At 65.4% G+C, this 21,437-nt stretch carries 22 protein-coding genes and 1 riboswitch; of the genes, 6 read left to right on the top strand and 16 right to left on the bottom strand.

The annotated features are described in order from the left end of the window. Window positions 1–373: 373 nt before the first annotated feature. From NKH90_RS02985 to cbiE, 8 genes are read right to left on the bottom strand one after another with little or no spacing between them, the layout of a single operon-like run. Window positions 374–631, bottom strand: a complete 258-nt coding sequence (locus NKH90_RS02985) for a hypothetical protein (RefSeq protein ID WP_352817162.1) — start codon at window positions 629–631, stop codon at window positions 374–376. A gap of 26 nt (window positions 632–657) precedes the next feature. After that, entirely contained in the window at window positions 658–1,668 is a 1,011-nt protein-coding gene (cobT, locus tag NKH90_RS02980; protein WP_352767852.1) for a nicotinate-nucleotide--dimethylbenzimidazole phosphoribosyltransferase, read from the bottom strand. A gap of 24 nt (window positions 1,669–1,692) precedes the next feature. Next, the gene (gene cobS / locus NKH90_RS02975; protein ID WP_352817159.1) at window positions 1,693–2,454 is read right to left on the bottom strand and encodes an adenosylcobinamide-GDP ribazoletransferase; all 762 of its coding nucleotides are present in this window, start codon (window positions 2,452–2,454) and stop codon (window positions 1,693–1,695) included. Beyond that, window positions 2,451–3,764: a cobyrinic acid a,c-diamide synthase CobB gene (locus NKH90_RS02970; RefSeq protein ID WP_352817156.1), complete on the bottom strand. Its 1,314-nt coding sequence runs from the start codon at window positions 3,762–3,764 to the stop codon at window positions 2,451–2,453. The genes cobS and NKH90_RS02970 overlap by 4 nt, the downstream gene beginning before the upstream one ends. Next, entirely contained in the window at window positions 3,761–4,567 is an 807-nt protein-coding gene (cobA, locus tag NKH90_RS02965; RefSeq protein WP_352539602.1) for a uroporphyrinogen-III C-methyltransferase, read from the bottom strand. Before cobA ends, NKH90_RS02970 begins: the two co-directional genes overlap by 4 nt. Beyond that, on the bottom strand, window positions 4,564–5,328 hold the full coding sequence (cobM, locus tag NKH90_RS02960; protein ID WP_352539603.1) for a precorrin-4 C(11)-methyltransferase: 765 nt from the start codon (window positions 5,326–5,328) through the stop codon (window positions 4,564–4,566). Before cobM ends, cobA begins: the two co-directional genes overlap by 4 nt. Then, a complete protein-coding gene (locus NKH90_RS02955) occupies window positions 5,325–5,705 on the bottom strand; it encodes a cobalamin biosynthesis protein (RefSeq protein WP_352539604.1) in 381 nt (126 codons plus the stop codon). The genes cobM and NKH90_RS02955 overlap by 4 nt, the downstream gene beginning before the upstream one ends. Beyond that, complete coding sequence (gene cbiE, locus NKH90_RS02950; RefSeq protein WP_352817149.1) at window positions 5,702–6,943, bottom strand: precorrin-6y C5,15-methyltransferase (decarboxylating) subunit CbiE; 1,242 nt, start codon at window positions 6,941–6,943, stop codon at window positions 5,702–5,704. The genes NKH90_RS02955 and cbiE overlap by 4 nt, the downstream gene beginning before the upstream one ends. 1 nt (window position 6,944) lies before the next feature. On the opposite strand from cbiE, the gene NKH90_RS02945 reads away from it, so the two are divergent. Next, window positions 6,945–7,727, top strand: coding sequence for a cobalt-precorrin-6A reductase (locus NKH90_RS02945; protein ID WP_352817146.1), 783 nt, complete (start codon window positions 6,945–6,947; stop codon window positions 7,725–7,727). Here NKH90_RS02945 and NKH90_RS02940 read toward each other — a convergent pair. The 8 genes from NKH90_RS02940 to NKH90_RS02905 form a co-directional block, all read right to left on the bottom strand. Next, the gene (locus tag NKH90_RS02940) at window positions 7,691–8,455 is read right to left on the bottom strand and encodes a precorrin-3B C(17)-methyltransferase (RefSeq protein WP_352817143.1); all 765 of its coding nucleotides are present in this window, start codon (window positions 8,453–8,455) and stop codon (window positions 7,691–7,693) included. The genes NKH90_RS02945 and NKH90_RS02940 overlap by 37 nt on opposite strands. Beyond that, a complete protein-coding gene (locus NKH90_RS02935) occupies window positions 8,452–9,210 on the bottom strand; it encodes a precorrin-2 C(20)-methyltransferase (RefSeq protein WP_352817140.1) in 759 nt (252 codons plus the stop codon). Before NKH90_RS02935 ends, NKH90_RS02940 begins: the two co-directional genes overlap by 4 nt. Continuing rightward, on the bottom strand, window positions 9,207–9,854 hold the full coding sequence (locus NKH90_RS02930; protein ID WP_502893717.1) for a precorrin-8X methylmutase: 648 nt from the start codon (window positions 9,852–9,854) through the stop codon (window positions 9,207–9,209). The genes NKH90_RS02935 and NKH90_RS02930 overlap by 4 nt, the downstream gene beginning before the upstream one ends. Next, window positions 9,851–11,320 carry a precorrin-3B synthase gene (cobG, locus tag NKH90_RS02925; RefSeq protein WP_352817135.1) on the bottom strand — a complete coding sequence of 490 codons (1,470 nt, stop codon included), beginning with the start codon at window positions 11,318–11,320 and terminating at the stop codon, window positions 9,851–9,853. Before cobG ends, NKH90_RS02930 begins: the two co-directional genes overlap by 4 nt. Further along, the gene (locus NKH90_RS02920) at window positions 11,317–14,982 is read right to left on the bottom strand and encodes a cobaltochelatase subunit CobN (RefSeq protein WP_352817132.1); all 3,666 of its coding nucleotides are present in this window, start codon (window positions 14,980–14,982) and stop codon (window positions 11,317–11,319) included. The genes cobG and NKH90_RS02920 overlap by 4 nt, the downstream gene beginning before the upstream one ends. Window positions 14,983–15,000: 18 nt before the next feature. Then, window positions 15,001–16,041 carry a cobalamin biosynthesis protein CobW gene (gene cobW, locus NKH90_RS02915; RefSeq protein WP_352817129.1) on the bottom strand — a complete coding sequence of 347 codons (1,041 nt, stop codon included), beginning with the start codon at window positions 16,039–16,041 and terminating at the stop codon, window positions 15,001–15,003. Further along, window positions 16,038–16,472 carry a DUF1636 family protein gene (locus NKH90_RS02910; RefSeq protein WP_352817126.1) on the bottom strand — a complete coding sequence of 145 codons (435 nt, stop codon included), beginning with the start codon at window positions 16,470–16,472 and terminating at the stop codon, window positions 16,038–16,040. The genes cobW and NKH90_RS02910 overlap by 4 nt, the downstream gene beginning before the upstream one ends. Window positions 16,473–16,510: 38 nt before the next feature. Then, window positions 16,511–16,714, bottom strand: a riboswitch (cobalamin riboswitch). Window positions 16,715–16,743: 29 nt separating this feature from the next. Then, window positions 16,744–17,943, bottom strand: coding sequence for a winged helix-turn-helix domain-containing protein (locus NKH90_RS02905; RefSeq protein WP_352817123.1), 1,200 nt, complete (start codon window positions 17,941–17,943; stop codon window positions 16,744–16,746). A gap of 335 nt (window positions 17,944–18,278) precedes the next feature. On the opposite strand from NKH90_RS02905, the gene NKH90_RS02900 reads away from it, so the two are divergent. The 5 genes from NKH90_RS02900 to NKH90_RS02880 are packed head-to-tail and all read left to right on the top strand — an operon-like array spanning window position 18,279 to window position 21,419. Continuing rightward, window positions 18,279–18,644, top strand: coding sequence for an NADH-quinone oxidoreductase subunit A (locus NKH90_RS02900; RefSeq protein WP_023676631.1), 366 nt, complete (start codon window positions 18,279–18,281; stop codon window positions 18,642–18,644). Next, the gene (locus NKH90_RS02895) at window positions 18,635–19,216 is read left to right on the top strand and encodes a NuoB/complex I 20 kDa subunit family protein (RefSeq protein WP_023670824.1); all 582 of its coding nucleotides are present in this window, start codon (window positions 18,635–18,637) and stop codon (window positions 19,214–19,216) included. Before NKH90_RS02900 ends, NKH90_RS02895 begins: the two co-directional genes overlap by 10 nt. Window positions 19,217–19,221: 5 nt before the next feature. Continuing rightward, window positions 19,222–19,824: an NADH-quinone oxidoreductase subunit C gene (locus tag NKH90_RS02890; protein ID WP_352817120.1), complete on the top strand. Its 603-nt coding sequence runs from the start codon at window positions 19,222–19,224 to the stop codon at window positions 19,822–19,824. Beyond that, window positions 19,825–21,015: an NADH-quinone oxidoreductase subunit D gene (locus NKH90_RS02885; protein WP_352817117.1), complete on the top strand. Its 1,191-nt coding sequence runs from the start codon at window positions 19,825–19,827 to the stop codon at window positions 21,013–21,015. Beyond that, the gene (locus NKH90_RS02880; protein ID WP_352767873.1) at window positions 21,012–21,419 is read left to right on the top strand and encodes a hypothetical protein; all 408 of its coding nucleotides are present in this window, start codon (window positions 21,012–21,014) and stop codon (window positions 21,417–21,419) included. The genes NKH90_RS02885 and NKH90_RS02880 overlap by 4 nt, the downstream gene beginning before the upstream one ends. Window positions 21,420–21,437: the final 18 nt, after the last annotated feature.

Below are 21,437 nucleotides of genomic sequence, written 5' to 3'. Positions count from 1 at the left end.
ACTTCCATTGTGGACGCTCCCTCTCTTACGGTGGCTGTCAAACACCACCATTCTGGCACATCGATGCCGTCGAGGGGGCGTCCACCCCATCACTATCAAGAACAACCTTATGGGACCACCATATGCCAGCTTGAAGGTCATCGAGAATCTAATTTCGTGACCAAATCTATCTTCGATAATTCCGCTAAAACTAAGGTCTCGGGCATCGTAGTGATGCCATTGCGTCGATAATCCCAAAGAATCCCAAGCCCTGGGGGTATGCGCTTTCAGTTCTTTGCGATTGGGGAATTTTGCCTCTTCAGGATCGAAGGGAAGGGGTGGATCGATGTAGTCTGTCTCGGTTCGCCAATCTTCCGCGGCGCTGCGAAGATCTTCAAAAATCTGAACGATGCTCGGGTCTGTCTGCTCGCCAGAAAAAGATTGAGATTCGCCATTGAGAAATCATCTCGCATAGCTCTTCGACCGTATGGCCCGATCGCTCTGCCCAATCCTCGGTGGCGAGTATCCACGGCGAATTGTATTTCAGCCCGGCAAAAGCGCCGCTCTTGCTGTCGAAATCTCTGATGATCCGAGCAAGAATATCGCGAAGCCCCTGTTTGGGGTCTCCGAAGATCTGTGAGCGTTTGTTCATCAAAGCGATCCGCGCTTGGCTCCACCTTACTTCTCCGAGACCCCAGCCTCTTCAAAGCTTGCCATGCGCGTATGGCATTCTAGGGCTGAACGAACAATGTTGACTGCGAGGCAGGCGCCGGAGCCTTCGCCGAGCCGCATGCCGAGGTCGAGCAAGGGCGGCAGGCCGAGTGCCTCCAGCAGCCGGCGATGGCCGGATTCAGCAGAGACGTGAGCGGCCAGTGTGTGAGCGAGGCCGGCAGAGTGCAATCTCGCCAAGGGTGCGGCGGCGGCGGTGCAGACGAAGCCGTCGAGCAGCACCGGGACGCCTAGGTGGCGCGCAGCCAGCGTCGCACCAAGGATCGCCGCGAGCTCGCGGCCGCCGAGGGCTGCCGCTACTTTCAGGGGGTCGGCTAGCGCCGGGGCGTGGCGCTTCAGGCCGGCCTCAATGGCGACGATCTTGCGCACGAGGCCGGCGTCGTCGACGCCGGTGCCACGCCCTGTCCATCGCTCCGCGCCGCCGCCGAACAGCGCGGTCGAGATGGCCGCCGCCGGCGTGGTGTTGCCGATGCCCATTTCGCCGAAGCAGACGAGGTCGAGTTCCTTGCTGATCGCGTCGTAGCCCGCGGAGACGGCGGCGAGGAAGGCCTCGTCGTCCATCGCCGGCTCTTGCGTGAAGTCGCCGGTCGGGCGGTCGAGGTCGAGCGGGATGACGTCGAGTTCGGCGCCGGCAATGCGGGCAAGCTGGTTGATGGCAGCACCCCCACCGGCGAAATTCGCCACCATCTGCACGGTGACCTCCGACGGGAAGGCCGACACGCCTTGCGCGGTGACGCCGTGGTTGCCGGCAAAGACGAAAACCTTGACGCGGTCGAGCTTTGGCATGTCGCGGCCCTGCCAGCGCGCCAGCCAGGCGGCTACTGTCTCCAGCCGGCCGAGGCTGCCTTGCGGCTTGGTCAGCGTGTCCTGGCGCCGGGCGACGGCATTTGCGGCGGCATCGCTGCCAGTGGGCAGGTCGAGGCAGGCGGCGCGCAGTTCATCGAGCGATTTGAAAGGCATGGGGGCAAAATCTCCGAAACAGAGTCAGGAAAGGGAAACGGAAGCGACGAGCAGGATTGCGATCTCGCCCAGCTGCTGAAGGGCGCCGACGGTGTCGCCGGTCTGGCCGCCGACCTGGTTCAGGCAAAGCGCGCGGAAGGCGGCGAATAACAGACCGAGCAGGATGATCGCGAAAACGGCAGCGCCGAACCCAAGCGCCAGCAGCGCGATCGCACCGAGTACGGTACCGATACCGGCGGTTTCGGCCGTGACTGCGCCTGCATCAATCGAGAGGCCGTCGCTGCGGGCCGGTGGCAGCAGGTGCATGAAGGCGGGGGGCAGGCCGCGCGACGCGGCATGCGCGGCAATGAGGGCCCAGAAGACATGAGCCGGGCCGGCGAATCCAGAGAGCACGCTCCAGCGGATCAGCAGCGAGACAGCAAGTGCACAAGCGCCGTAGGCACCGATGCGGCTGTCGCGCATGATCTCCAGCTTTTTGTCGCGTGTCTTGCCGCCGCCAAATCCGTCGGCGACATCCGAAAGCCCGTCCTCATGCAGGCAGCCGGTAGCGAGCAAGATCGCGGCAAGGGCCAACGCTGCAGCAGGGCCAGCGGCGAGGCCGAGCCTCGTGCCGCCGGCGTAGACCAGCGCACCGACCAGAGCGACGGCGAGACCGGCAACGGGTGCAGCCCAGATCGCAGCGGCAAGGCTGCGGCCACGGAAGTCGGCTCTCGGCAGCGGCAGCCGGGTAAAGAAGACGAGGCAAAGCGCGATATCATCGAGAATTTGCTGTTGCGAGGCCTTCATCCGCCCCTCGCAATGGCATGGAAGAACGTGCCGCTGACATTGCCGCGCCGGTAGCCCGAGGCGCCGAGCGGATTTCCTTGACCGTCGGCGAGGTCGGCCAGCGGCTCGTCATTGCCGGTCGCAATCATCTGCGCGTAGTGGAATTCATGGCCGCGGATCAGCGTGCCTTGGCCGCCGAGCGGACAGCCGGAGCGCAGCCGCGCCTCGCGGTAGCCGAGATTCATCTTGCGCTTGGCGAAGCTGGTCGAATGACCGAGGAGGCCAAGCATCCGATGCGTCTCGCCCGACGCGTCCTCGAGCGCTTCGCCCAACACCATGAAGCCGCCGCACTCGCCGTGCACCGGCCGCGTGGCGGCGAACCTCGCCATGCCCGCCCTGAAATTCGCGGCGGCGGCGAGGCGGCCGGCGTGAAGCTCGGGATAGCCGCCGGGCAGCCAGCAGACATCGCAATCGTCGCCAGGCGCCTCATCGGTGAGCGGCGAGAACGGAACGATCTCGGCGCCGGCCTTGCGCCAATGCGCGGCAACGTGCGGATAGAGGAAGGTGAAGGCGGCGTCCTCGGCCAATGCGATGCGCTGGCCGGGCGGCGGCAGCGCGTCGTCGAAATTGCCCGGCGCGGGCGTGAATGGCGCCGCCAGCGCCATGATGGCCTCGAGATCGAGCGAGCGCTCGACCATGTCGGCCAGCCGGTCGAGATGCGCCATCAGATTCTCATATTCGCCGGCCTGGACGAGGCCGAGATGGCGCTCGGGCAGGTTGAGCGAGGGATCGCGCAGGATAGCGCCGACGACAGGCAGGCCGAGTGCCTCGATGGCATCGCCGCATAGCCGGCGGTGGCGCTCGCTGCCCAGCCGGTTGAGCACGACCCCGGCCATGCGCACATCGGGGTCATAAATAGCAAAGCCCTTGGCGACGGCCGCCGCCGTGGTCGACTGTCCGGAGACGTCGAGCACCAGCAGCACCGGCAGGCCATAGAGCCGGGCGAGATCGGCGGCCGAGCCGGAACGGCCCGGAGCAGCAGGGATCCCGTCGAACAGGCCCATGGCGCTTTCGAGGAAGATGAAGTCGGCGTCCTCGGTCGCTTCGCCGGCCAGTGCGTTGAGCAGGGCGGGCGGCATTGCCCAACTGTCGAGATTGATGCCGGACAACCCGGTGGCGGCGGTGTGGAAGCCGGGATCGATATAGTCCGGGCCGGATTTGGCGCCGCGCACTTTCAGGCCGCGCCGGGCAAGTGCGCGCAAAATGCCGATGGTGACGCTGGTCTTGCCCGAGCCCGAGCGCGGCGCGCCGATGATGATGGCGCGGGTCATGGCTCACCCGCCAGTGCCGCGCGCATCCCGACGATCCCGCCGACGACGATCAGCGCCGGCGAGGTCAAGCCGGCTGCGGCCGTTTCCTCGGCAATCGTCGCGAGCGTGGCGACGACGATACGCTCCTGCGGCGTCGTCGCGGCAACGATGGCCGCGGCGGGCGTCGAAGATGGCAGGCCGCCCTCGAGCAGCGAAGCGGCGATCAGCGGCAGGTTGGCCATACCCATATAGATGACCACCGGCTGGCCGGTGCGAGCGATTGCCGCCCAGTCGAGATCATCATCGGTGCCGGCGGCATGGCCGGTCGCCAGGATCAGCGCCTTGTTGATGCCGCGCATGGTGCCGGGAATGCCGGTCGCGGCCAGCGCGCTGAGGCCGGACGTCAGGCCAGGCAGGATGCGGAACGGGATAGTTTCCCCGGCCAGCGCCAGCGCCTCTTCGCCGCCACGCCCGAAAATATAGGGGTCGCCGCCCTTCAGCCTGACGACGCGCCGGCCCGCGCGCGCCAGCCGGACCAGCAGAGCGGTTATGTCGTCCTGCTTCATCGACGGCTTGCCGCCGCGTTTGCCGGCATAGAACAGTTCCGCGCCCTCGGCGACGGCGACGACCGCGGGCGAGACCAGCGCGTCATAAACCAGCGCGTCGCACTGTCCGAGGGCGGCCAGCACTTCCAGCGTCAGGCAGCCGGGATCGCCAGGGCCGGCACCGGCTAGCCAGACGTGACCGGGCTCCAGCTGGCGCGGCTTGAAGTTCAGCCGGGTGAGCGCCTGCTCGACCGTAGTGTTTCTATTGCTGCCGCTCACAATCCGTCCCGTCCGCGAAAGCGCCGCTGGTAATGCGCGTCATACAGTGAACTTTCGCCAAAGCCTTCGGCCGCCAGCGAGCGGCCGACGAAGATGATTGCCGTGCGTTCCATCGGATCGGCGGCCAATTGCGCCTCGATGGTGGCCAGCGTGCCGGTCAGCACGCGCTCGTCCGGCCAGGAGGCACGGAAGACGACCGCGACCGGGCAGTCGGCGCCGCAATGCGGCGTCAGCTCGGCGACGACGCGGTCGATGGCGTGGATGGCAAGGTGGATGGCCAGCGTGGCGCCGGTGCGGCCGAAGCCGGCCAGCGTTTCGCCGGGCGGCATTTTCGAGGCGCGGCCGGAGATTCGGGTCAACACCAGGCTTTGCGCGACTTCTGGAATGGTCAGCTCGCGGCGCAGCGCTGCCGCCGCAGCGGCGAATGACGGCACGCCCGGCGTCAGCGTGTAGGGAATGCCGTGCTTTTCCAACCGGCGGATCTGCTCGGCAACGGCGCTCCACACCGAAAGATCGCCGGAATGCAGGCGGGCGACATCATTGCCGGCCGCGTGGGCGGCCAGATATTCGGCCTCGATCTCGTCGAGCGACATCGGCGCGGTGTCGATCAACCTCGTTCCGGGCGCGCAGTGCTGCAACAGCTCGGGCGCGACGATCGATCCGGCATAGAGGCAGACGGGACAACTGCCGAGCAGGCGGCTGCCGCGCAAGGTGATGAGGTCGGCAGCACCCGGGCCGGCACCGATGAAGTGAACGGTCATGCCGCCTCTCCGCTGATGGCGATGGCGCAAGTGACAGCACCGAGCACGGTGCGCGGCCCGAGCAGTTTTGCGCCTTTGCCGGCGGCGGCAAGCGCCGAGGCTTCGGAAACTGACGGCGTGCCGGCATGCTCCTGCGATAGGTCGGAACGGCTGGTCGTAGATGCGGCTTTGAGTTCGTCCTGCCCGACAACGATCACCGGAAGGCGGAGTTCGCGTCCGGCGTCGAAGATTGCCGCCTCATCCTGCTTGAGAGACGCGGTCGCGAGGGCCGAAAGCGCGGGCAGGGCAAGCCCGTGCGCCTCCAGCGCGGTTTCTACCGCGGCAAGCACGTCCGTTGCGCTGACGCCTTTGCGGCTGCCGATGCCCGCGACCATCATGGCTTGACCCAACTCCATTGAGTGACCGGCATAGCCGGCCGCCAGGCCTGCATCGAACCAACCGGCGAAGCACGGGATACAGCGATGCGGGCGAGCTGGCCGCCGTGCGCGGCGTGACGGGAAAGCAGCAGCGCCTCCATCTCCAGGGTCACCGCATTGGCGACGAGGCGGCCGCCGGCAGGCAAGGCATCGATGGCTCCTTCCAGCACGCCGGCATCGCTGCCGCCGCCGCCGATGAAGATCGCCGCGGGCGTCTCCAGCCCGGCAAGAGCTTGCGGTGCCGAACCTTCGACGACGGTGAGACTGGGAACGCCGCAAGCCGCGGCGTTGCGTCGGATGCGCGCGGCGCGGGTCGGATCAGCCTCAACGGCAATGGCGCGCATGGAGGGATGCCCCAGCATCCATTCGATGCCAATGGAGCCCGATCCGGCGCCGATGTCCCACAGCAGTTCGCCGCGTCTTGGCGCGAGAGCGGACAGGGTGATGGCGCGCACTTCGCGTTTGGTGATCTGGCCGTCATGCTCGAACAAATGATCGGCAAGTCCCGGTGTCAGCGGCAGGATGCGTGCTTGCGAAGTCGATTCAACTTCGATCGCGAGCACGTTGAGCGGGTTGATCTTTTCGAGGTCGAAAGTGCCGGCGCTCGCCGAGCGCAGGCTTTCGTTCGGCCCACCCAGCGCCTCCAGCACCATCAACCGCGAAGCGCCGAAGCCAAGTTCGGTCATGAGACGGGCAATCGCTCCCGGTGCATCGCTGTCCGAGGTCAGCGCGAGAATGCGGGTGCAAGGATGCAGCAACGGCCGGATCAGGTCGAGCGAGCGGCCATGCAGCGAAATGGTCTCGACGTCCTGCAGCGCCCAGCCCAGGCGTGAGGCGGCCAGCGAAAAGGCCGAGGGCGCGGGGATCACCCGCATACCCTCTGCCGCGACCTTGCGGGCGAGGGTGACGCCGACACCGTGGTAGAGGGGATCGCCGGAGGCCAGCACGCAGACGCGTCTGCCGGAGAGCGCCAGCACGTCGCGCATCTCGGCATCGAAAGGTGTCGGCCAGGCGCGCGCTTCACCTTTGGCGAGCGACGCGACGAGGGCAAGGTGGCGCTTGCCGCCGAAGACGAATTCGGCCTCCGCGATCAACTGCTTGGCCTCGTCGCCGAGACCCGCTACACCGTCCTCGCCGATGCCGATGATCGTGAGCCACTTTGAGGTGAGCTTGGCGCCGCGCGGAGCTTCAGCAGGCATAATGACCCACCGCATACTGATCCTCGGCGGAACCACCGAAGCCCGGCAAATGGCCGGAAAGCTGGCCGCGCGCGCGGATATTTCGGTCATGCTGTCGCTGGCCGGCCGCACTGAAAACCCGGCCGCGCAGGGGGTGCCGGTGCGGGTCGGCGGCTTCGGCGGTGCCGGCGGGCTGGCGGCGTATCTCCGCCAGAACAAGATCGACCTGCTGATCGACGCCACGCATCCCTATGCGGCGCGAATCTCCGCCAATGCGGCGGAAGCAGCGCGCATGACCGGCGTGCCTATCGTTGCGCTCAGGCGTCCCGGATGGGAGGCGGTCGAAGGTGATCACTGGATGTTGGTCGACACCGTTGCCAGCTCGGTGACGGCTTTGGGACCGGTGCCGCGCCGCGTGTTCCTGGCGCTCGGGCGACAGGAGGTCGCTGCCTTCAAGGCCGCTCCCCAGCATCATTATCTCATCCGCAGTGTCGACCCGGTCGAGCCCAGGCTCGCTGTGCCCCGCGCGAGCTATCTCTTGGCGCGCGGGCCGTTTCGGGAAGTCGACGAACATGCACTGCTTCTGCAACACCACATCGAATTCGTTGTTTCCAAAAACAGCGGCGGCGAGGCGACCTACGGCAAGATCGCGGCGGCGCGAGCGCTGGGAATCGAGGTGGTGATGATCCGCAGGCCGGCGCTGCCGGACGTCACGTCGGCTGAGACCGTCGAATCTCTTGCCGCGATGGTCGATCATGTTCTGGTCGGTCATGTTCTTGGGCCCGCTGCCGAACGCGGCGTGTAGACCAGCGCGGCCTTGTCACCCCGCTTGATGATCCTGGTTTCCGGCGAGCCGATGATGATGCAGGTCGACATGTCGGCCTTCGCGGCATCGGCGTCGGCCAGCAGAAAAACCTCGATGCGCTCGTCGGGACGGCCGGCGGCACGGCCGAAGATCACCGGCGTGGTGCCGGGCAGGATCGCAGCAAGGCATTCGAAGGCGCGGCCTAGCTGCCATGGGCGCGCCTTGCTGATCGGGTTGTAGAGCGCGATTACGAAGCCAGCGCCGGCTGCCGCCAGCAGGCGTAGCTCGATCAGATCCCACGGCTTCAGATTGTCGGACAGGGAGATGGCGCAGAAATCATGGCCGAGCGGCGCGCCGATGCGGGCGGCGACGGCGAGCATGGCGGTGATACCGGGCACGATGGCGATGTCGACCGCGCGCCATTCGGGTGGGCCCGCCTCCATCGCCTCGCAGACGGCCGCGGCCATGGCGAAGACGCCGGGATCGCCGCCCGACACGACGGCGACATCGTGGCCTTCCGCAGCCTTGAGCAGCGCGTCCCTGGAGCGCGCGAGTTCCTCGCGATTGTCGGAAGCGGCGCGAATCTGGTCGGGGCGCAGATCGAGCCGGTCGAGATAGGGTTTATAGCCGTAGAAGAATTTTGCCTCGGCAACGGCGCGGGTTGCCTCCGGCGTCACCTGGTCGGCGTTGCCGGGCCCGAGGCCGATGACAGTGAGGCGGCCGCTCATGCTTCGGCTTTCAATGCGCTTGGCCGGCCCGACCAGCCGGCCACCAGCACGATGGCGAAATAAGGCGCCTGGTCGTCCTTTTTATCGGCCAGCCGCATCGAGACGCCGCCCGGCATGGTGCCGCGCTCGACATAGATGGCCCGCGCCAGCTTGTCGGTTGCCTCCAGCGCGCGCCTGATCTTGGGCAGGTTGCGGCCGACCTTCATGATCACCGCAGCGTCGGTATCGGCGAGGCGACGCGTCAGCTCGAATTCGCTCATGGTGCCCGGCAGCACCGTCAGCACGTCGTCACCCTGGACGATAGGCAGGCCGGTCGCCGACCAGCAGCCGGACATGGCGGTGACGCCGGGAATGACTTCGCTCGGAAAGCGGTGCGCCAGCCGGACATGAAGATGCATGTAGGAGCCGTAGAAAAGCGGGTCGCCTTCCGAAAGCACAGCGACCATCCTGCCGGCGCTGAGGTGCGCGGCGACCTTTTCGGCCGATTGCTCGTAGAAATCGGTTATCTGCGAGCGGTAATCGCTGTGGTCCTTGTCGATCTCGGTCGTCACCGGGTAGAGCAGCGGCAGTTCGATCAGATCAGGGCGAAAATGCGCGCCGACAATGGCGCGCGCATTGCTGTTGTTGCCGCGCTTGGCGAAATGCGCGACGACATCGGCCTCGGCGAGCGCGCGCGCTGCCTTCAGCGTCAAGAGTTCCGGGTCGCCGGGTCCGGTGCCGACGCCGACAAGCCTGCCTTTTGCAATCGTATTCATAGGCCCGGCCTCGCCAATGCATTGAGTGCGGCGGCGGTCATGGCGCTGCCGCCCAGCCGGCCGCGCACGATGGCGTAAGGCACGCCATAGGAATTTTCGGCCAGCGCATCCTTCGATTCGGCGGCACCGACAAACCCGACCGGCATGCCGATGATCGCCGCCGGCTTCGGCGCGCCGTCGCGCAGCTTTTCCAGCAGATAGAAAAGGGCTGTCGGCGCATTGCCGATGGCGACGACCGAACCGGCCATGCGCTCGCCCCACAGGTCGATCGCGGCGGCCGAGCGGGTGTTGCCGATCTTTTTCGCGATGTCGGCGGTCCGCGGATCGCGCAGCGTGCAGATCACCTCATTGCCGGCCGGCAGCCGGGCGCGCGTGACGCCATGCGAGACCATCTGCGCATCGCAGAAGATCGGCGCGCCGGCCGCCAGCGCCGTGCGCGCGGCGGCGACGAAATCGCTCGAGAAAACGAAGTGCCTGCAAGCATCGACCTGGCCGCAGGCGTGGATCATGCGGATAGCGATTTCGGCCTCGGCTTCGGAAAAGCGCGAAAGGTCGGCCTCGGCGCGGATAATGGCGAAGGAGCGCTCGTAGATCGCCGTGCCATCATGGATGTAGTCGTAGGCGTTCTGGGCGGGCATGCTCATTCCTGTCGGTAGATTTCGGTGATGCCGGCCGCGCCGAGCCTTGCCAGGCAGGCGGCAGCAGTCTCGCCGGAATGTCGTGCGCTGCGGATCGCCGCTGCAACGCGGCCGATGCCGTGCGCGGCGTCGTAGCCCGGCCTGTATCCGGCGGGCAATGCCTTTGCCGTCCCGTCCACGACAAGTCCGGCTCCGTTTTCGCCACCGACCAGGGTCAGCGCCGCCGGACCGGGATGGGCACAGCCCTTGGCGCAGCCGGAGATGTGCAGCGTCAGCGAGGAATCAAGGATGTCGCGGTTTTCTGTAGCGATGATCTCGGCGATGTCGCGGGTGGCGATCCGGCCGGAGGCGCAGGCGGGTGCGCCGGGGCAGGTGGCGATCCTGGTGCGCGGATCGGCTCCGTCGGTGACAAAGCCGAGGGCTGCGGCGGTTTTCTGGAGTGAAAGACATGCGGCTGGGGAGAGGCCAAGCAAAAGCAGCGCGCGACCCGGCGCCAGGCGGATTTCGGTGGTGCCGAGGGTGAGGGCGTATTGGGTGAGATTGATAAGTTTTTGCGCTGGTATGCTGCCGAACGGCAGACCGATGCCGAGGGAGGTACTGCCGGCTGCCAGATCGAAAACTCCGATGGGCCGGCGATCCTTCGCGCCCCCCTCTGTCCTGCCGGACATCTCCCCCTCTAGGGGGGAGATTGCGCCTTCGTCTCCGATTTCGCCAATCGCCGAAGGTGCTGGGGGGAAGCCGCCGGCGAAGCTGCCGATCTCCCCCCTTATGGGGGAGATGTCCGGCAGGACAGAGGGGGGCGCGACGGATCGCCAACTTGCGAGAGATCTCAGCTGCCTCGCCGTCAAATCCCGCGCATGGGCATCGCGGCCCTTTTCGGCAACCATCCTGAGAATGGCGACGGCGATGTCACAAGCCGCATCTTCCTCGGACATCGCCAGCGGCGTGGCACCCTGCGCATCTCCGGCGAGCGATACCCGCCACTTAATTCCGTCGGCGGCCCGCACCCCGACCAGCCTGACATCGGCCGTAACCGCATCCATCGTCAGTTGCCCGCGGCCGTCAACAATCACCGACACCTTCGGGCCAAGGCGTTGCGTAACACCGGCGTCCTCAATTGCCGCCCGAATCCGCTGCGCCATTGGGCGCGGGTCGGCTATCTCCTCCTGGTCGAGCCCGGCCAGCGGGCCGGTCTCGACCGGCACGCCGGTGCGCACCGCGATGCCGAGCACATCGACCTCCATCGCCAGCAGCCGCGCGCTTGCCGGCGTCAGGCCGCGGATCTGCAGGCTGCCGCGGGCGGTCACTTCCATGATACCGTTGCCATGGCGCAAGGCGGATTCGCAGAGTCCGATCCACGATTTCGGCAACAGTCCTCCAGCGACCGGATTGAGCCGCACCAGCAGCCCGTCGCCGGTCTGCATCGGCGCGGACAAGGCAGGGCAGGCGCCACGGAGCGAGAAAGCGTTCATGCCGCCACTCCCAGCGCTTGCGCTTCGGCAATCAGTGCGGCGAGATCGCCATCGATCGAATTGCGCAGCGGATGCCAGAGCCCGCGCCGCCGTGCCGACAGCAAACGCTCGGCGATCACCTTCGCCGCCGCCGGGTTCTCGCGCAGGATGAAGGCGCGCACCACGGGGTCGCCAAGATAGGCGTCGTGCACCGCCTCGATCAGCGTGCCCGATATGGCATGGGTAGTCTCGGCAAAGCCGACCAGCCGGTCGACCGTCTCGGCGAATTCCGAGGCGCCGCGCGGCCCGTGCCGCAGCTGGCCGGCGATGAAGCGCGGGTTGACCGCGCGGGCGCGAACTACCCGGGATACGGCCTCACTGATCGAGCGCGGCTTCGGCTTTTGCGGGTCCGTGGTGTCGAGCACGATCACGTCGGCGTTCTTGCCGAGCGCGGCAAGCGCTGCCGAAAAGCCGCCGATGAAGGCGACGTCGGCCGAGCCTTCGAGGATGTCGCGGCCGGGGTCGTCGCCGGTATGAACCAGAAGGTCGGCCTCGGCGAGGCGATCCTCGAACGCGCCGGGCGCCGAAATGCCTTTGCCCTCGGAGCCGCCATAGGCGTGCGAGGTGGCGGCGAGATAGGTGCGGCCGATCTCTTCGCGCGCGGCCCAGTCGCCGCTCGACAACAAGTCCTCGACGCCCGCGCCGTAAGTGCCCGGCGAGGTGCCGAAAATGCGCGGGCTGATCTTGCCGTCGATGCGGGTCCTAGCGGCGAGCGGGTTTTCCGAATCATCCTCGTCGCGGGTCGCCACCGCGTTGGCCGCGGCGTCGATCAGCGCGATCTGGGTCGGGAACATGTCGCGGAACAGGCCCGATATGCGCCAGATGACATCGATGCGCGGACGGCCGAGTGTTGCCGGCGGCAGCACATCTATGCCGGTGATGCGGCCGGTGGCGGAATCCCATTGCGGCCGGCAGCCCATCAGCGCCAGGCCTTGCGCGATCTCCTCACCGCCGGTGCGCAGCGAGGCCGAGCCCCACAGGTCGATGACCAGCGAGCGCGGCCAGTCGCCATGCGATTGCATGTAGCTGCGGACCACTTCTTCCGCTGCCACCTTGCCCAGATCATAGGCGGTCGGCGTCGGCATGGTGCGCGGGTCGGCGGTAAACAAATTGCGGCCGGTGGGCAGCACATCGCTCCGGCCACGCGCCGGCGCACCGGCCGGACCGGCAGCGACGTGGCGGCCGTCGAGGGCGGCAAGCAGCGCGGTTTTTTCAGCTGCCGCGCTTTGCCGCCGCAACGGATCAGCCTCGCCTTCCGGCGAGCGGCCGTAAATGTGCAGGCCGTCCTTGATGGCGAAATCCTTGAGATCGCAGAGCCAGGCGTCGATGCGGCGCAGCGCTTCGTCGGGGACGTCGGTTTGGGCAACCCCGGCTTCCGAGGCGAGGCCGGTCTTTTCCGCCGTCTCGACGATCAGCTTCGCCAGGCGGTCGCGGCGGCGGCGGTCGAGCCCGTCGGCCTGGGCATATTCGTCAACCAGTCGTTCAAGCCGGTGCTGGTTTTCGTCCAGCCCGGCGCCGGTCAGCGGCGGCGGCAGATGGCCGAGCGTGACGGCGGCAATGCGCCGCTTGGCCTGCGCTGCCTCTCCCGGGTTGGAGACGATGAAGGGATAGATGACGGGCAGGGGACCGGTGACTATCTCGGGAAAGCAGTTTTTGCTGAGCGCCACGGTCTTGCCGGGCAGCCACTCCAGCGTGCCATGGGCGCCGACATGGACAATTGCATGGATGCCGAGCGACTTGCGCAGCCAGAGCCCAAAGGCGACCAGCGCATGGCGCGGCGGCAGCGTCGGGTCGTGATAGTCGGCGCGGCGGTCGGCTGAGCGCCCGCGGTCAGGGGCGAGTGCCACGGTGACGTTGCCGAAGGTGGCTGTGCGGAAGGCGAATTGTTTTTCGCTGACCAGCAGCGAAGGTTGGCGTTCTGTCGCGCCCCCCTCTGTCCTGCCGGACATCTCCCCCTCAAGGGGGGAGATTGCGCTGTTGTCTCTACTTTCGCCAATTACCGAGGGCCTTAAGGGAGAGCCGGTGGCGGAACTGCTAATCTCCCCCCTTGAGGGGGAGATGTCCGGCAGGACAGAGGGGGGTGCCTCGCACAAACCTGTCTCATCTTCTGGATTTCCCCATGCGGCTTCCACCGCAGCGATGGCCGACGGCGGCAATTCCGTCGAGAAGGTCAAATACTCCTTCAATGCCAGCCCTTGGCTGTCCTTTTCCAACGCATCCAGCAACTCGCGCGGCGTTTGTGGAATGCTTTCAACGGCGTAGCCCTGTTCGCTGAGGTCGCGCAGCATTGCCAGCACGCTGGACGGCACGTCGAGACCAACCGCGTAGCCGGTGCGACCGGGGGCGCTCGGATAGTCGGGGATCAGGATGGCGAGCTTGCGCTCCGCACGCGGCGTCCGCTGCAGGCGCACGAAGGCCTCGACACGGTTCGCCACTTGCGCCACGCGGTCGGGCTCAGGCCGGTTGGCGAAGGCGCGGAAGGCCAGCGCCGGGTCGGTTTCGCTTTCGCCCTTGAATGAAATGGCGCCGGCCAGGATGCGGCCGTCGAGCTCGGGCAGGACGACATGCATGGCAAGGTCGGCGGGCGCCAGGCCGCGCTGATTGGTTTGCCAGATGTCGCGGCGGGTGGTTGCGACGATGACCTGGAACACCGGCACGCCGGCGCGGTCGAACAGGGTTTCAAAGCCGGGCTCGGCACCCGAGGCGAAAGCTGTGGCGGTGATGATGGCGGCAGGCTTCAGGGTTGCGAGCGCGGTTTCGACAAAGGCGAGCGACGCCGGGTCCTTGAGGCTGGAGACGAACATAGGCACGGGAACCATGCCGCGGTGGCGCAGGGCTTCGAAAAGCGCGTCGATGGGCGCGACATCGGCCGCGAGCAGCATCGAACGGTAGAAGAGAATTGGCACGACGTCCCCCTCCCCCTCGAGGGGAGGGTGGCCCGCACGGCCGGGTGGGGTCGTCACGGCAGTGGTCGACGTTTTGTGTAGGCGCGCTTCGGAGAGGATCCCGCCCCCGGCCTGCGGCCGGACCCTCCTCTCGAGGAGGAGGGGGACGCCGCGTTCTGCGACCCCCAGTCCCGGCTCGTAAAATCCCGCCTTTGGCACGCTGACAGGTTCGGCTACAGCCGCACCCGATCCAGCGAGACTTGCCAGCCTCTGCACCAGCGCCGTCATATTTGCCGGTCCGCCCTCGCGGAAATAGCCAAGCAGGCCGTCCAACTCCTCGCGCGGCAGCGTCGAGCCTTCGATCAGCCGCAAATCCTCGTCGTGGCTCTCGCCCGGCAGCAGCGCCAGCTTGATACCGCGATTTCGCGCGATAGCGGCGAGCTGGTCGCAGCCATAGCGCCACCAGTCATAGCCGCCGAGGATGCGGACCAGAATGACCTTGGCGTGGCGGGCGACGCTGTCGATCCACAGGTCGACGGACATCGGATGGCGCAGGTCGCGCAAGGCGGCGAGCCGCATCGACGGCAGGCGGTGCGCATCTGCCCTCCACGCCGCCGCCAGCCCGGCCAGGTCGCTGTCGGTGAAGGACAGCGCCACGACATCCGCAGGCGTTTGCCTGAGATCGACAGGCTCGGCGAGATCGTCGAGCGAGGCGGATGTGGTGGTGAGGATGTGCATCGCGGCTCGTACCTGGGGTCAGCCGGCGAGGATACGCTCGATGGCCGGGCGGTTCAGCCCTTTCAGGCCGATGACGACCAGGCGCGAGCGGCGGTCGTCTTCAGCGGTCCAGGCGCGGTCGTAATAGTGGTTGACGCGCGGACCGACGGCCTGCAGCAGGAGCCGCATCGGCTTGCCGCCGACTTCGACGAAACCCTTGACGCGCAACACGTTTTCTTCCTCCGCCGCCGTGGCGACCCGTTGTGCGAGCTCGTCCGGGTTGGACACAGACGCGATGTCGATGACGAACGAGTCAAAATCGTCATGTTCGTGGTCGAGCTCGTCGTCGTGGTGGGTCTTGCGGTTCTCGATGTCGTCCTCGACGGCGAGGCCGAGGCCGAGCAGCACCGACGGGTCGACCTTGCCTTGCGAAGTCGGTACGATCTTCACCGCCCGCGCAACGTGCTTGCCGATGACGGCATTGGCACGGGCCGAGCCGGCTGCGTCCATCAGGTCGCTCTTCGACAGGATGATCAGGTCGGCGCAGGCGAGCTGGTCTTCGAACACTTCCTCGACCGGATCGTCATGGTCGAGCGTCTCGTCCTGCGCGCGCTGGGCCTGCAGGGCGTCCATGTCGTTGGCTACGCGGCCATCAGCCAGCGCCGGTCCGTCGACCACGGCAATGACGCCGTCCACCGTCACGCGGCTTTTCACCGACGGCCACTGGAAGGCCTGGACCAGCGGCTTGGGCAAAGCGAGGCCGGATGTCTCGATCAGGATGTGGTCGACCCTCGGCGTCAGCGACAGGATCTGGTCCAGCGCCGGTACGAAATCATCGGCGACGGTGCAGCAGATGCAACCATTGGCCAGCTCGACGATGTTTTCCTCGGGGCAGGTGTCGATGGCGCAGCCCTTCAGAATCTCGCCGTCGATGCCGATGTCGCCGAACTCGTTGACGATGATGGCCAGGCGCTTGCCTTTGGCGTTTTCGAGCAAATGGCGGATCAACGTCGTCTTGCCGGCGCCGAGAAAGCCGGTGACCACGGTGCAGGAAACGCGTGAAAGGGAGGCAGCGGTCATGTCAGGTCCTTCAAAAGGTCGAGGGGAGGGATGCGGGCAACAAGGCCGCGCTTCAGGCAATCGGGACGGCCGCGCCAAGGAATGAGCCCATCCGTCGAGGTGGCAAACAGCTTTGCCCCGGTGACGAGATCGGCGCCGCTGGTCGTGGTCAGATCACCGAAGACGTAACTCCAGCAGCCGTCGCGCAGCATGGCCGCGCTGAGCCGGCGCTTGCAATTGCCGAGGCATTCGACGGTGCGGATTTTGATGTTTTCGCTGGAAGCGGCGCGGCGCGTGTCCTCTGCGAGCAGTTCGCCGGCGCGCGGATGAGCGTCCGAACCGGTCTCGTCACGGCATGACGAGCAGACGATGACGGTAACGCCGGCCGGGGAATCACCAAGGCCGGACAATAAATCCGCTGTCTCAGCCGGAAAACTGCTGTCGCGTTCCAAATCAGGCTCCTTGCCCGGAAAACCCGCCAGGCGATCGGATTCTTATGTCCTAGACGGCAGGTCTCCTGGCTCGCGGGTCATCGCCTGGGTGCCGCCTTCCCGGGAACATCCCAGTGGTTTTCGGCCTTGGCTCGTCGCTTACAGTTGCGGGGACAGCCGCGGATTTGAAATCGAGATTTCGCACCGCATTCCCTCTTGGCCCTTGCCGTTGCGGGCAGGGGACCGTCTGGAACGGATTTAGGCTTGTGGGGGCAGTCGTGTCAACGCACGTCTATGGCGCGGCGATATCCGCGAGCGGCCGGCCGAGGTCGCCGGCAGCGGTCACCTCGATGCGTTCCAGGCCGAGCCAGCCCTGCATCTGCTTCAATTCTTCGAAAAGCTCGGCTGCGGTTTGCAGCGAGGCGCCGGGCTCCGCATAGGCGGCATGGACGCGCAGTACGCCGGCCGGGCGGTCGGCCCTGAGGTCAACGCGCCCGACGATGCTGTCGCCGAGCAGGAATGGCAGCACATAATAGCCATACCGGCGCTTTTCGGCCGGCGTGTAGATCTCGATGCGGTAGTGGAAATCGAACAACCGCTCGGTGCGCGACCGCTCGAAGACGACAGGATCGAACGGCGCGAGCAAGGCGCGCGCCTCGATCTTGCGCGGCAAACGGGCGTCCTTGTGGAGATAGGCTGTTTTGTTCCAGCCTTCGACGCTCACCGGCAACAGGTCGCCGGCCTCGACCAACTCCTCGATGCGGCCCTTGATGTCGGCGGGCGAGAGGCGGAAATAGTCGCGCAGGTCTCCTGCCGTGGCGATGCCGTGGGCGCGGGCCGAGATGCGCAGCAATTCGCGGTGAGCGTCTTCGGTGGAGGGCGTTGGCAGACTCAGTATTGTTGGCGGCAGCACGCGCTCCGGCAGATCGTAGAACCGTTCGAAGCCGCGGCGATGCGCCGTGGTGATGCGGCCGGCCCAGAACAGCCATTCGAAGGCGTGCTTGGCATGGCTCCAGCCCCACCAGCCGCCCGAACCCTTCTGCCCTTCGAAAGCCGACGCCGCGATCGGGCCTCGTTCGGCGACCTCGCGATAGATGTCTTCGATATAGGCGGCGTGCTCGCGGCCCCATTTGGCCAGTCCGCTGTACATTTCGTCGCCGCACTCGGCCCGCTGCATGCGCCAGCGCATCAACGGATAGGTCTCGACCGGCAAGAAGGAGGCTTCGTGCGCCCAATATTCGAAGACCATGCGCTTGCGCGTTACGGCGGCGTCGTCGAGCAGCGCCAGCTTGTAGGGGCCAAGCCGCGAATAGAGCGGCATATAGTGGGCGCGCACCACGGCGCTGACGGAATCGATCTGCAGCAGGCCGGTACGGGCAAGCACGCGGGCCAGATGCCGGCGGTCAGGCGTGCCGGTGGGTCGCGGGTCATTGAATCCCTGTGCCGCGAGCGCGATGCGGCGGGCCGTGGCAAGCGAGATTTTTTCCTTCATGAAGGCGGCATCCGGAGGATTTTAGACAGAGAAAATGACCTGCGATTCCGTGCCATGCTAGCAGGGTTTTGGCGGCATCCATGTCAGGAGAGAAAAGTGGAGTAAAAAGTGAAGGAAATCAAACAGGAGCGGATCGGACCAGTTTTCCCGGATATGCCGTCCAGCACCGCGATTTGAACAAGGTTTGACTTGCTTCGCCGAAAGCGCTGCGCTAACCCTCGCCGCGTTGCAGCATAGAGCCCCCTTAAAACGGTTCAGTGGTTAAACTGTCACGCTTCCGCAAGTGGGTCCGGTGCTGTAATCAGAGTGGATTGGCCGCCAACGGAAACTGCAGCATGAACGCACTTTTAGGTTCGTACCTGCCCATCGTCCTGTTCATCGGCGTGGCGCTGATCGTCGGGCTGGCGCTGCTCGCTGCACCGTTCCTGGTGGCCTACCGCAACCCCGATCCGGAAAAGCTTTCCGCCTATGAGTGCGGCTTCAACTCGTTCGACGACGCCCGCATGAAGTTCGATATCCGCTTCTACCTGGTGTCGATCCTGTTCATCATCTTCGATCTGGAGGTGGCCTTCCTGTTTCCTTGGGCGGTGTCGTTCAGCCAGATCGGCATGCTCGGTTTCTGGTCGATGATGGTGTTTTTGGCGGTGCTGACCATCGGTTTTGCCTATGAATGGAAAAAAGGAGCGCTGGAATGGGATTGAACGACAGTTCCGGCACGCTCGTCGCGCCGAAGCCCAAGGGCCTCATCGACCCCAACACCGGCAGGCCGGTCGGGTCCGACGATCCATTCTTCCTGGAGATCAACAACGAGCTCGCCGACAAGGGCTTTCTCGTCACCTCGACCGAGGCGCTGATCACCTGGGCGCGCAGCGGCTCGTTGATGTTCATGACCTTCGGTCTCGCCTGCTGCGCGGTCGAGATGATCCATACGTCGATGCCGCGCTATGACTCGGAGAGGTTCGGTGTCGCGCCGCGCGCGTCCCCGCGCCAGTCCGACATCATGATCGTCGCCGGCACGCTGACCAACAAGATGGCGCCGGCGCTGCGCAAGGTCTACGATCAGATGCCGGAGCCGCGCTACGTCATCTCGATGGGCTCCTGCGCCAATGGCGGCGGCTATTATCATTATTCCTATTCGGTGGTGCGCGGCTGCGACCGCATCGTGCCGGTCGACATCTACGTGCCCGGCTGCCCGCCGAGCGCCGAAGCGCTGCTTTACGGCATCCTTCTGCTGCAGAAGAAGATCCGCCGCACCGGCACGATCGAGCGGTGAGCGGCATGACCCAGGCGTTGAATGACCTCTCGACCTATCTCGGCGAGAAGCTGATCGGCCGGATCGGCGTGGCGGTGCTCGCCTATGGCGAACTCACTATCTCGGTCGAGCCGCGCGACCTGATCGAGGTGGTGACCTTCCTGCGCGACGACCCGAAATGCCAGTTCATTTCGATCATTGACGTTTGCGGCGCCGATTATCCGTCGCGGGCAAAGCGCTTCGATGTGGTCTATCATCTGCTGTCGCCGAGGCAGAATATCCGCGTCCGCATAAAGATCCAAGCCGACGAAGAGACGCTGGTGCCGTCGATCACCGGGATTTATCCCGGCGCCGACTGGTTCGAGCGCGAGACCTACGATCTTTACGGCGTGCTGTTTTCAGGCCATCCGGATCTGCGGCGGATTTTGACCGATTACGGCTTTGAAGGCCATCCGCTGCGCAAGGACTTTCCGCTGACCGGCTTCGTCGAGGTGCGTTACGACGACGAAGCCAAGCGCGTCATCTACGAGCCGGTGGAGCTCAAGCAGGAATTCCGCAATTTCGATTTTCTGTCTCCGTGGGAAGGTACGGATTACGTGCTTCCGGGGGATGAAAAGGCAAAGCAGTAAATGGCTGAAACCTCCGTTCGCAACTTCAACATCAATTTTGGCCCGCAACATCCAGCGGCGCACGGCGTTTTGCGCCTGGTGCTGGAGCTTGACGGCGAAGTCGTCGATCGCGTCGATCCGCATATCGGGCTGTTGCATCGCGGGACGGAAAAGCTGATCGAGCATAAGACTTACCTGCAGGCCGTGCCCTATCTCGACCGGCTCGACTATTGCGCGCCGATGAACCAGGAGCATGCCTTCGCGCTTGCCGCGGAGCGGCTGCTCGGCATCGAGGTGCCGAAGCGCGGGCAGTTGATCCGAGTTCTCTACTCCGAGATCGGCCGCATCATGTCGCATATCCTCAACGTGACGACGCAGGCGATGGATGTCGGCGCGCTGACGCCGCCGCTGTGGGGCTTCGTCGAGCGCGAAAAGCTGATGGTGTTCTATGAGCGCGCCTCGGGTTCGCGCATGCACGCGGCCTATTTCCGCCCCGGCGGCGTCCACCAGGACCTGCCGCAGAAGCTGATCGAAGACATCGGCAAGTGGATCGACCCGTTCCTGAAATCGGTCGACGACCTCGACTCGCTCTTGACCGGCAACCGTATCTTCAAGCAGCGCAATGTAGACATTGCCACCGTCTCCCTGGCGGACGCCTGGGCCTGGGGTTTTTCAGGCGTCATGGTGCGCGGCTCGGGTGCGCCATGGGATCTGCGCAAATCGCAGCCCTACGAATGTTATGCCGAGCTGGATTTCGACATTCCGATCGGCAAGAACGGCGACTGTTTCGACCGCTATCTCGTGCGCATGGAAGAGATGCGGCAATCGGCGAAGATCATGCGCCAGTGCATCGACCTTCTGCTCGGCAAGGAAGGCAGCGGGCCGGTGTCTAACCTCGACGGCAAGGTGGTGCCGCCGAAGCGTGCGGCGATGAAGCGCTCGATGGAAGCGCTGATCCATCACTTCAAGCTTTACACGGAGGGCTACCGCGTGCCGGCCGGCGAGGTTTATGCCGCCGTCGAGGCGCCGAAGGGCGAATTCGGCGTCTATCTCGTCTCCGACGGCACCAACAAGCCCTACCGCTGCAAGCTGCGCGCGCCAGGCTTTGCCCATCTGCAGGCGATGGACTTTTTGTGCCGCGGCCACATGTTGGCCGACGTCACCGCGGTGCTGGGTTCACTCGACATCGTGTTTGGTGAGGTCGATCGGTGAATCGCACTCTGAGCCTCACGTTAATCTTCATTGCTGTCGCAATGCACCCTGCATATGCAATCGAGTGCGGGGCGTCTATCGATGCTTCCGATCTTGTGAAGCAGCACTTCAAACTGAGCTACGTCACGCTTGGCATGCAAGAAAGTGCGACAGCGGCATCCGCCGATGTCGATGCTTTCTATTTCAAGAGAGATACATGCGAGTGTAGCGTCGCAGCGCCAGATGGCGCGAGTTTCTCTAAGGCGGAAGTATCGGCAGCCGCTTCCGGCAAAACAGGGCTCGCGCGGCTTGTTGCTCGCTTGGCTGGTAAATCCGGCGTTTGCCCGCCTGTCATGACAAATTCGCCGACTTTCCAATGTTTCGACGGTACGGCGAAACTTTGTAAGGAGGCGGCAGCAAGATGACGAACCTATACGTCTTTG

This window comes from Mesorhizobium sp. M0898 (genome assembly GCF_040319695.1).
In the GTDB taxonomy this organism is placed as follows: Bacteria; Pseudomonadota; Alphaproteobacteria; order Rhizobiales; family Rhizobiaceae; genus Mesorhizobium.
This window is presented reverse-complemented; position numbering and strand designations above follow the sequence as displayed.

Bases quoted from the DNA above. Each gene is read 5' to 3' on its own strand.
- NKH90_RS02985 (WP_352817162.1), bottom strand. From the start codon at position 631: ATGAACAAACGCTCACAGATCTTCGGAGACCCCAAACAGGGGCTTCGC.
- cobT (WP_352767852.1), bottom strand. From the start codon at position 1,668: ATGCCTTTCAAATCGCTCGATGAACTGCGCGCCGCCTGCCTCGACCTG.
- cobS (WP_352817159.1), bottom strand. From the start codon at position 2,454: ATGAAGGCCTCGCAACAGCAAATTCTCGATGATATCGCGCTTTGCCTC.
- NKH90_RS02970 (WP_352817156.1), bottom strand. From the start codon at position 3,764: ATGACCCGCGCCATCATCATCGGCGCGCCGCGCTCGGGCTCGGGCAAG.
- cobM (WP_352539603.1), bottom strand. From the start codon at position 5,328: ATGACCGTTCACTTCATCGGTGCCGGCCCGGGTGCTGCCGACCTCATC.
- NKH90_RS02955 (WP_352539604.1), bottom strand. From the start codon at position 5,705: ATGATGGTCGCGGGCATCGGCAGCCGCAAAGGCGTCAGCGCAACGGAC.
- cbiE (WP_352817149.1), bottom strand. From the start codon at position 6,943: ATGCCTGCTGAAGCTCCGCGCGGCGCCAAGCTCACCTCAAAGTGGCTC.
- NKH90_RS02945 (WP_352817146.1), top strand. From the start codon at position 6,945: ATGACCCACCGCATACTGATCCTCGGCGGAACCACCGAAGCCCGGCAA.
- NKH90_RS02940 (WP_352817143.1), bottom strand. From the start codon at position 8,455: ATGAGCGGCCGCCTCACTGTCATCGGCCTCGGGCCCGGCAACGCCGAC.
- NKH90_RS02935 (WP_352817140.1), bottom strand. From the start codon at position 9,210: ATGAATACGATTGCAAAAGGCAGGCTTGTCGGCGTCGGCACCGGACCC.
- NKH90_RS02930 (WP_502893717.1), bottom strand. From the start codon at position 9,854: ATGAGCATGCCCGCCCAGAACGCCTACGACTACATCCATGATGGCACG.
- cobG (WP_352817135.1), bottom strand. From the start codon at position 11,320: ATGAACGCTTTCTCGCTCCGTGGCGCCTGCCCTGCCTTGTCCGCGCCG.
- NKH90_RS02920 (WP_352817132.1), bottom strand. From the start codon at position 14,982: ATGCACATCCTCACCACCACATCCGCCTCGCTCGACGATCTCGCCGAG.
- cobW (WP_352817129.1), bottom strand. From the start codon at position 16,041: ATGACCGCTGCCTCCCTTTCACGCGTTTCCTGCACCGTGGTCACCGGC.
- NKH90_RS02905 (WP_352817123.1), bottom strand. From the start codon at position 17,943: ATGAAGGAAAAAATCTCGCTTGCCACGGCCCGCCGCATCGCGCTCGCG.
- NKH90_RS02900 (WP_023676631.1), top strand. From the start codon at position 18,279: ATGAACGCACTTTTAGGTTCGTACCTGCCCATCGTCCTGTTCATCGGC.
- NKH90_RS02895 (WP_023670824.1), top strand. From the start codon at position 18,635: ATGGGATTGAACGACAGTTCCGGCACGCTCGTCGCGCCGAAGCCCAAG.
- NKH90_RS02890 (WP_352817120.1), top strand. From the start codon at position 19,222: ATGACCCAGGCGTTGAATGACCTCTCGACCTATCTCGGCGAGAAGCTG.
- NKH90_RS02885 (WP_352817117.1), top strand. From the start codon at position 19,825: ATGGCTGAAACCTCCGTTCGCAACTTCAACATCAATTTTGGCCCGCAA.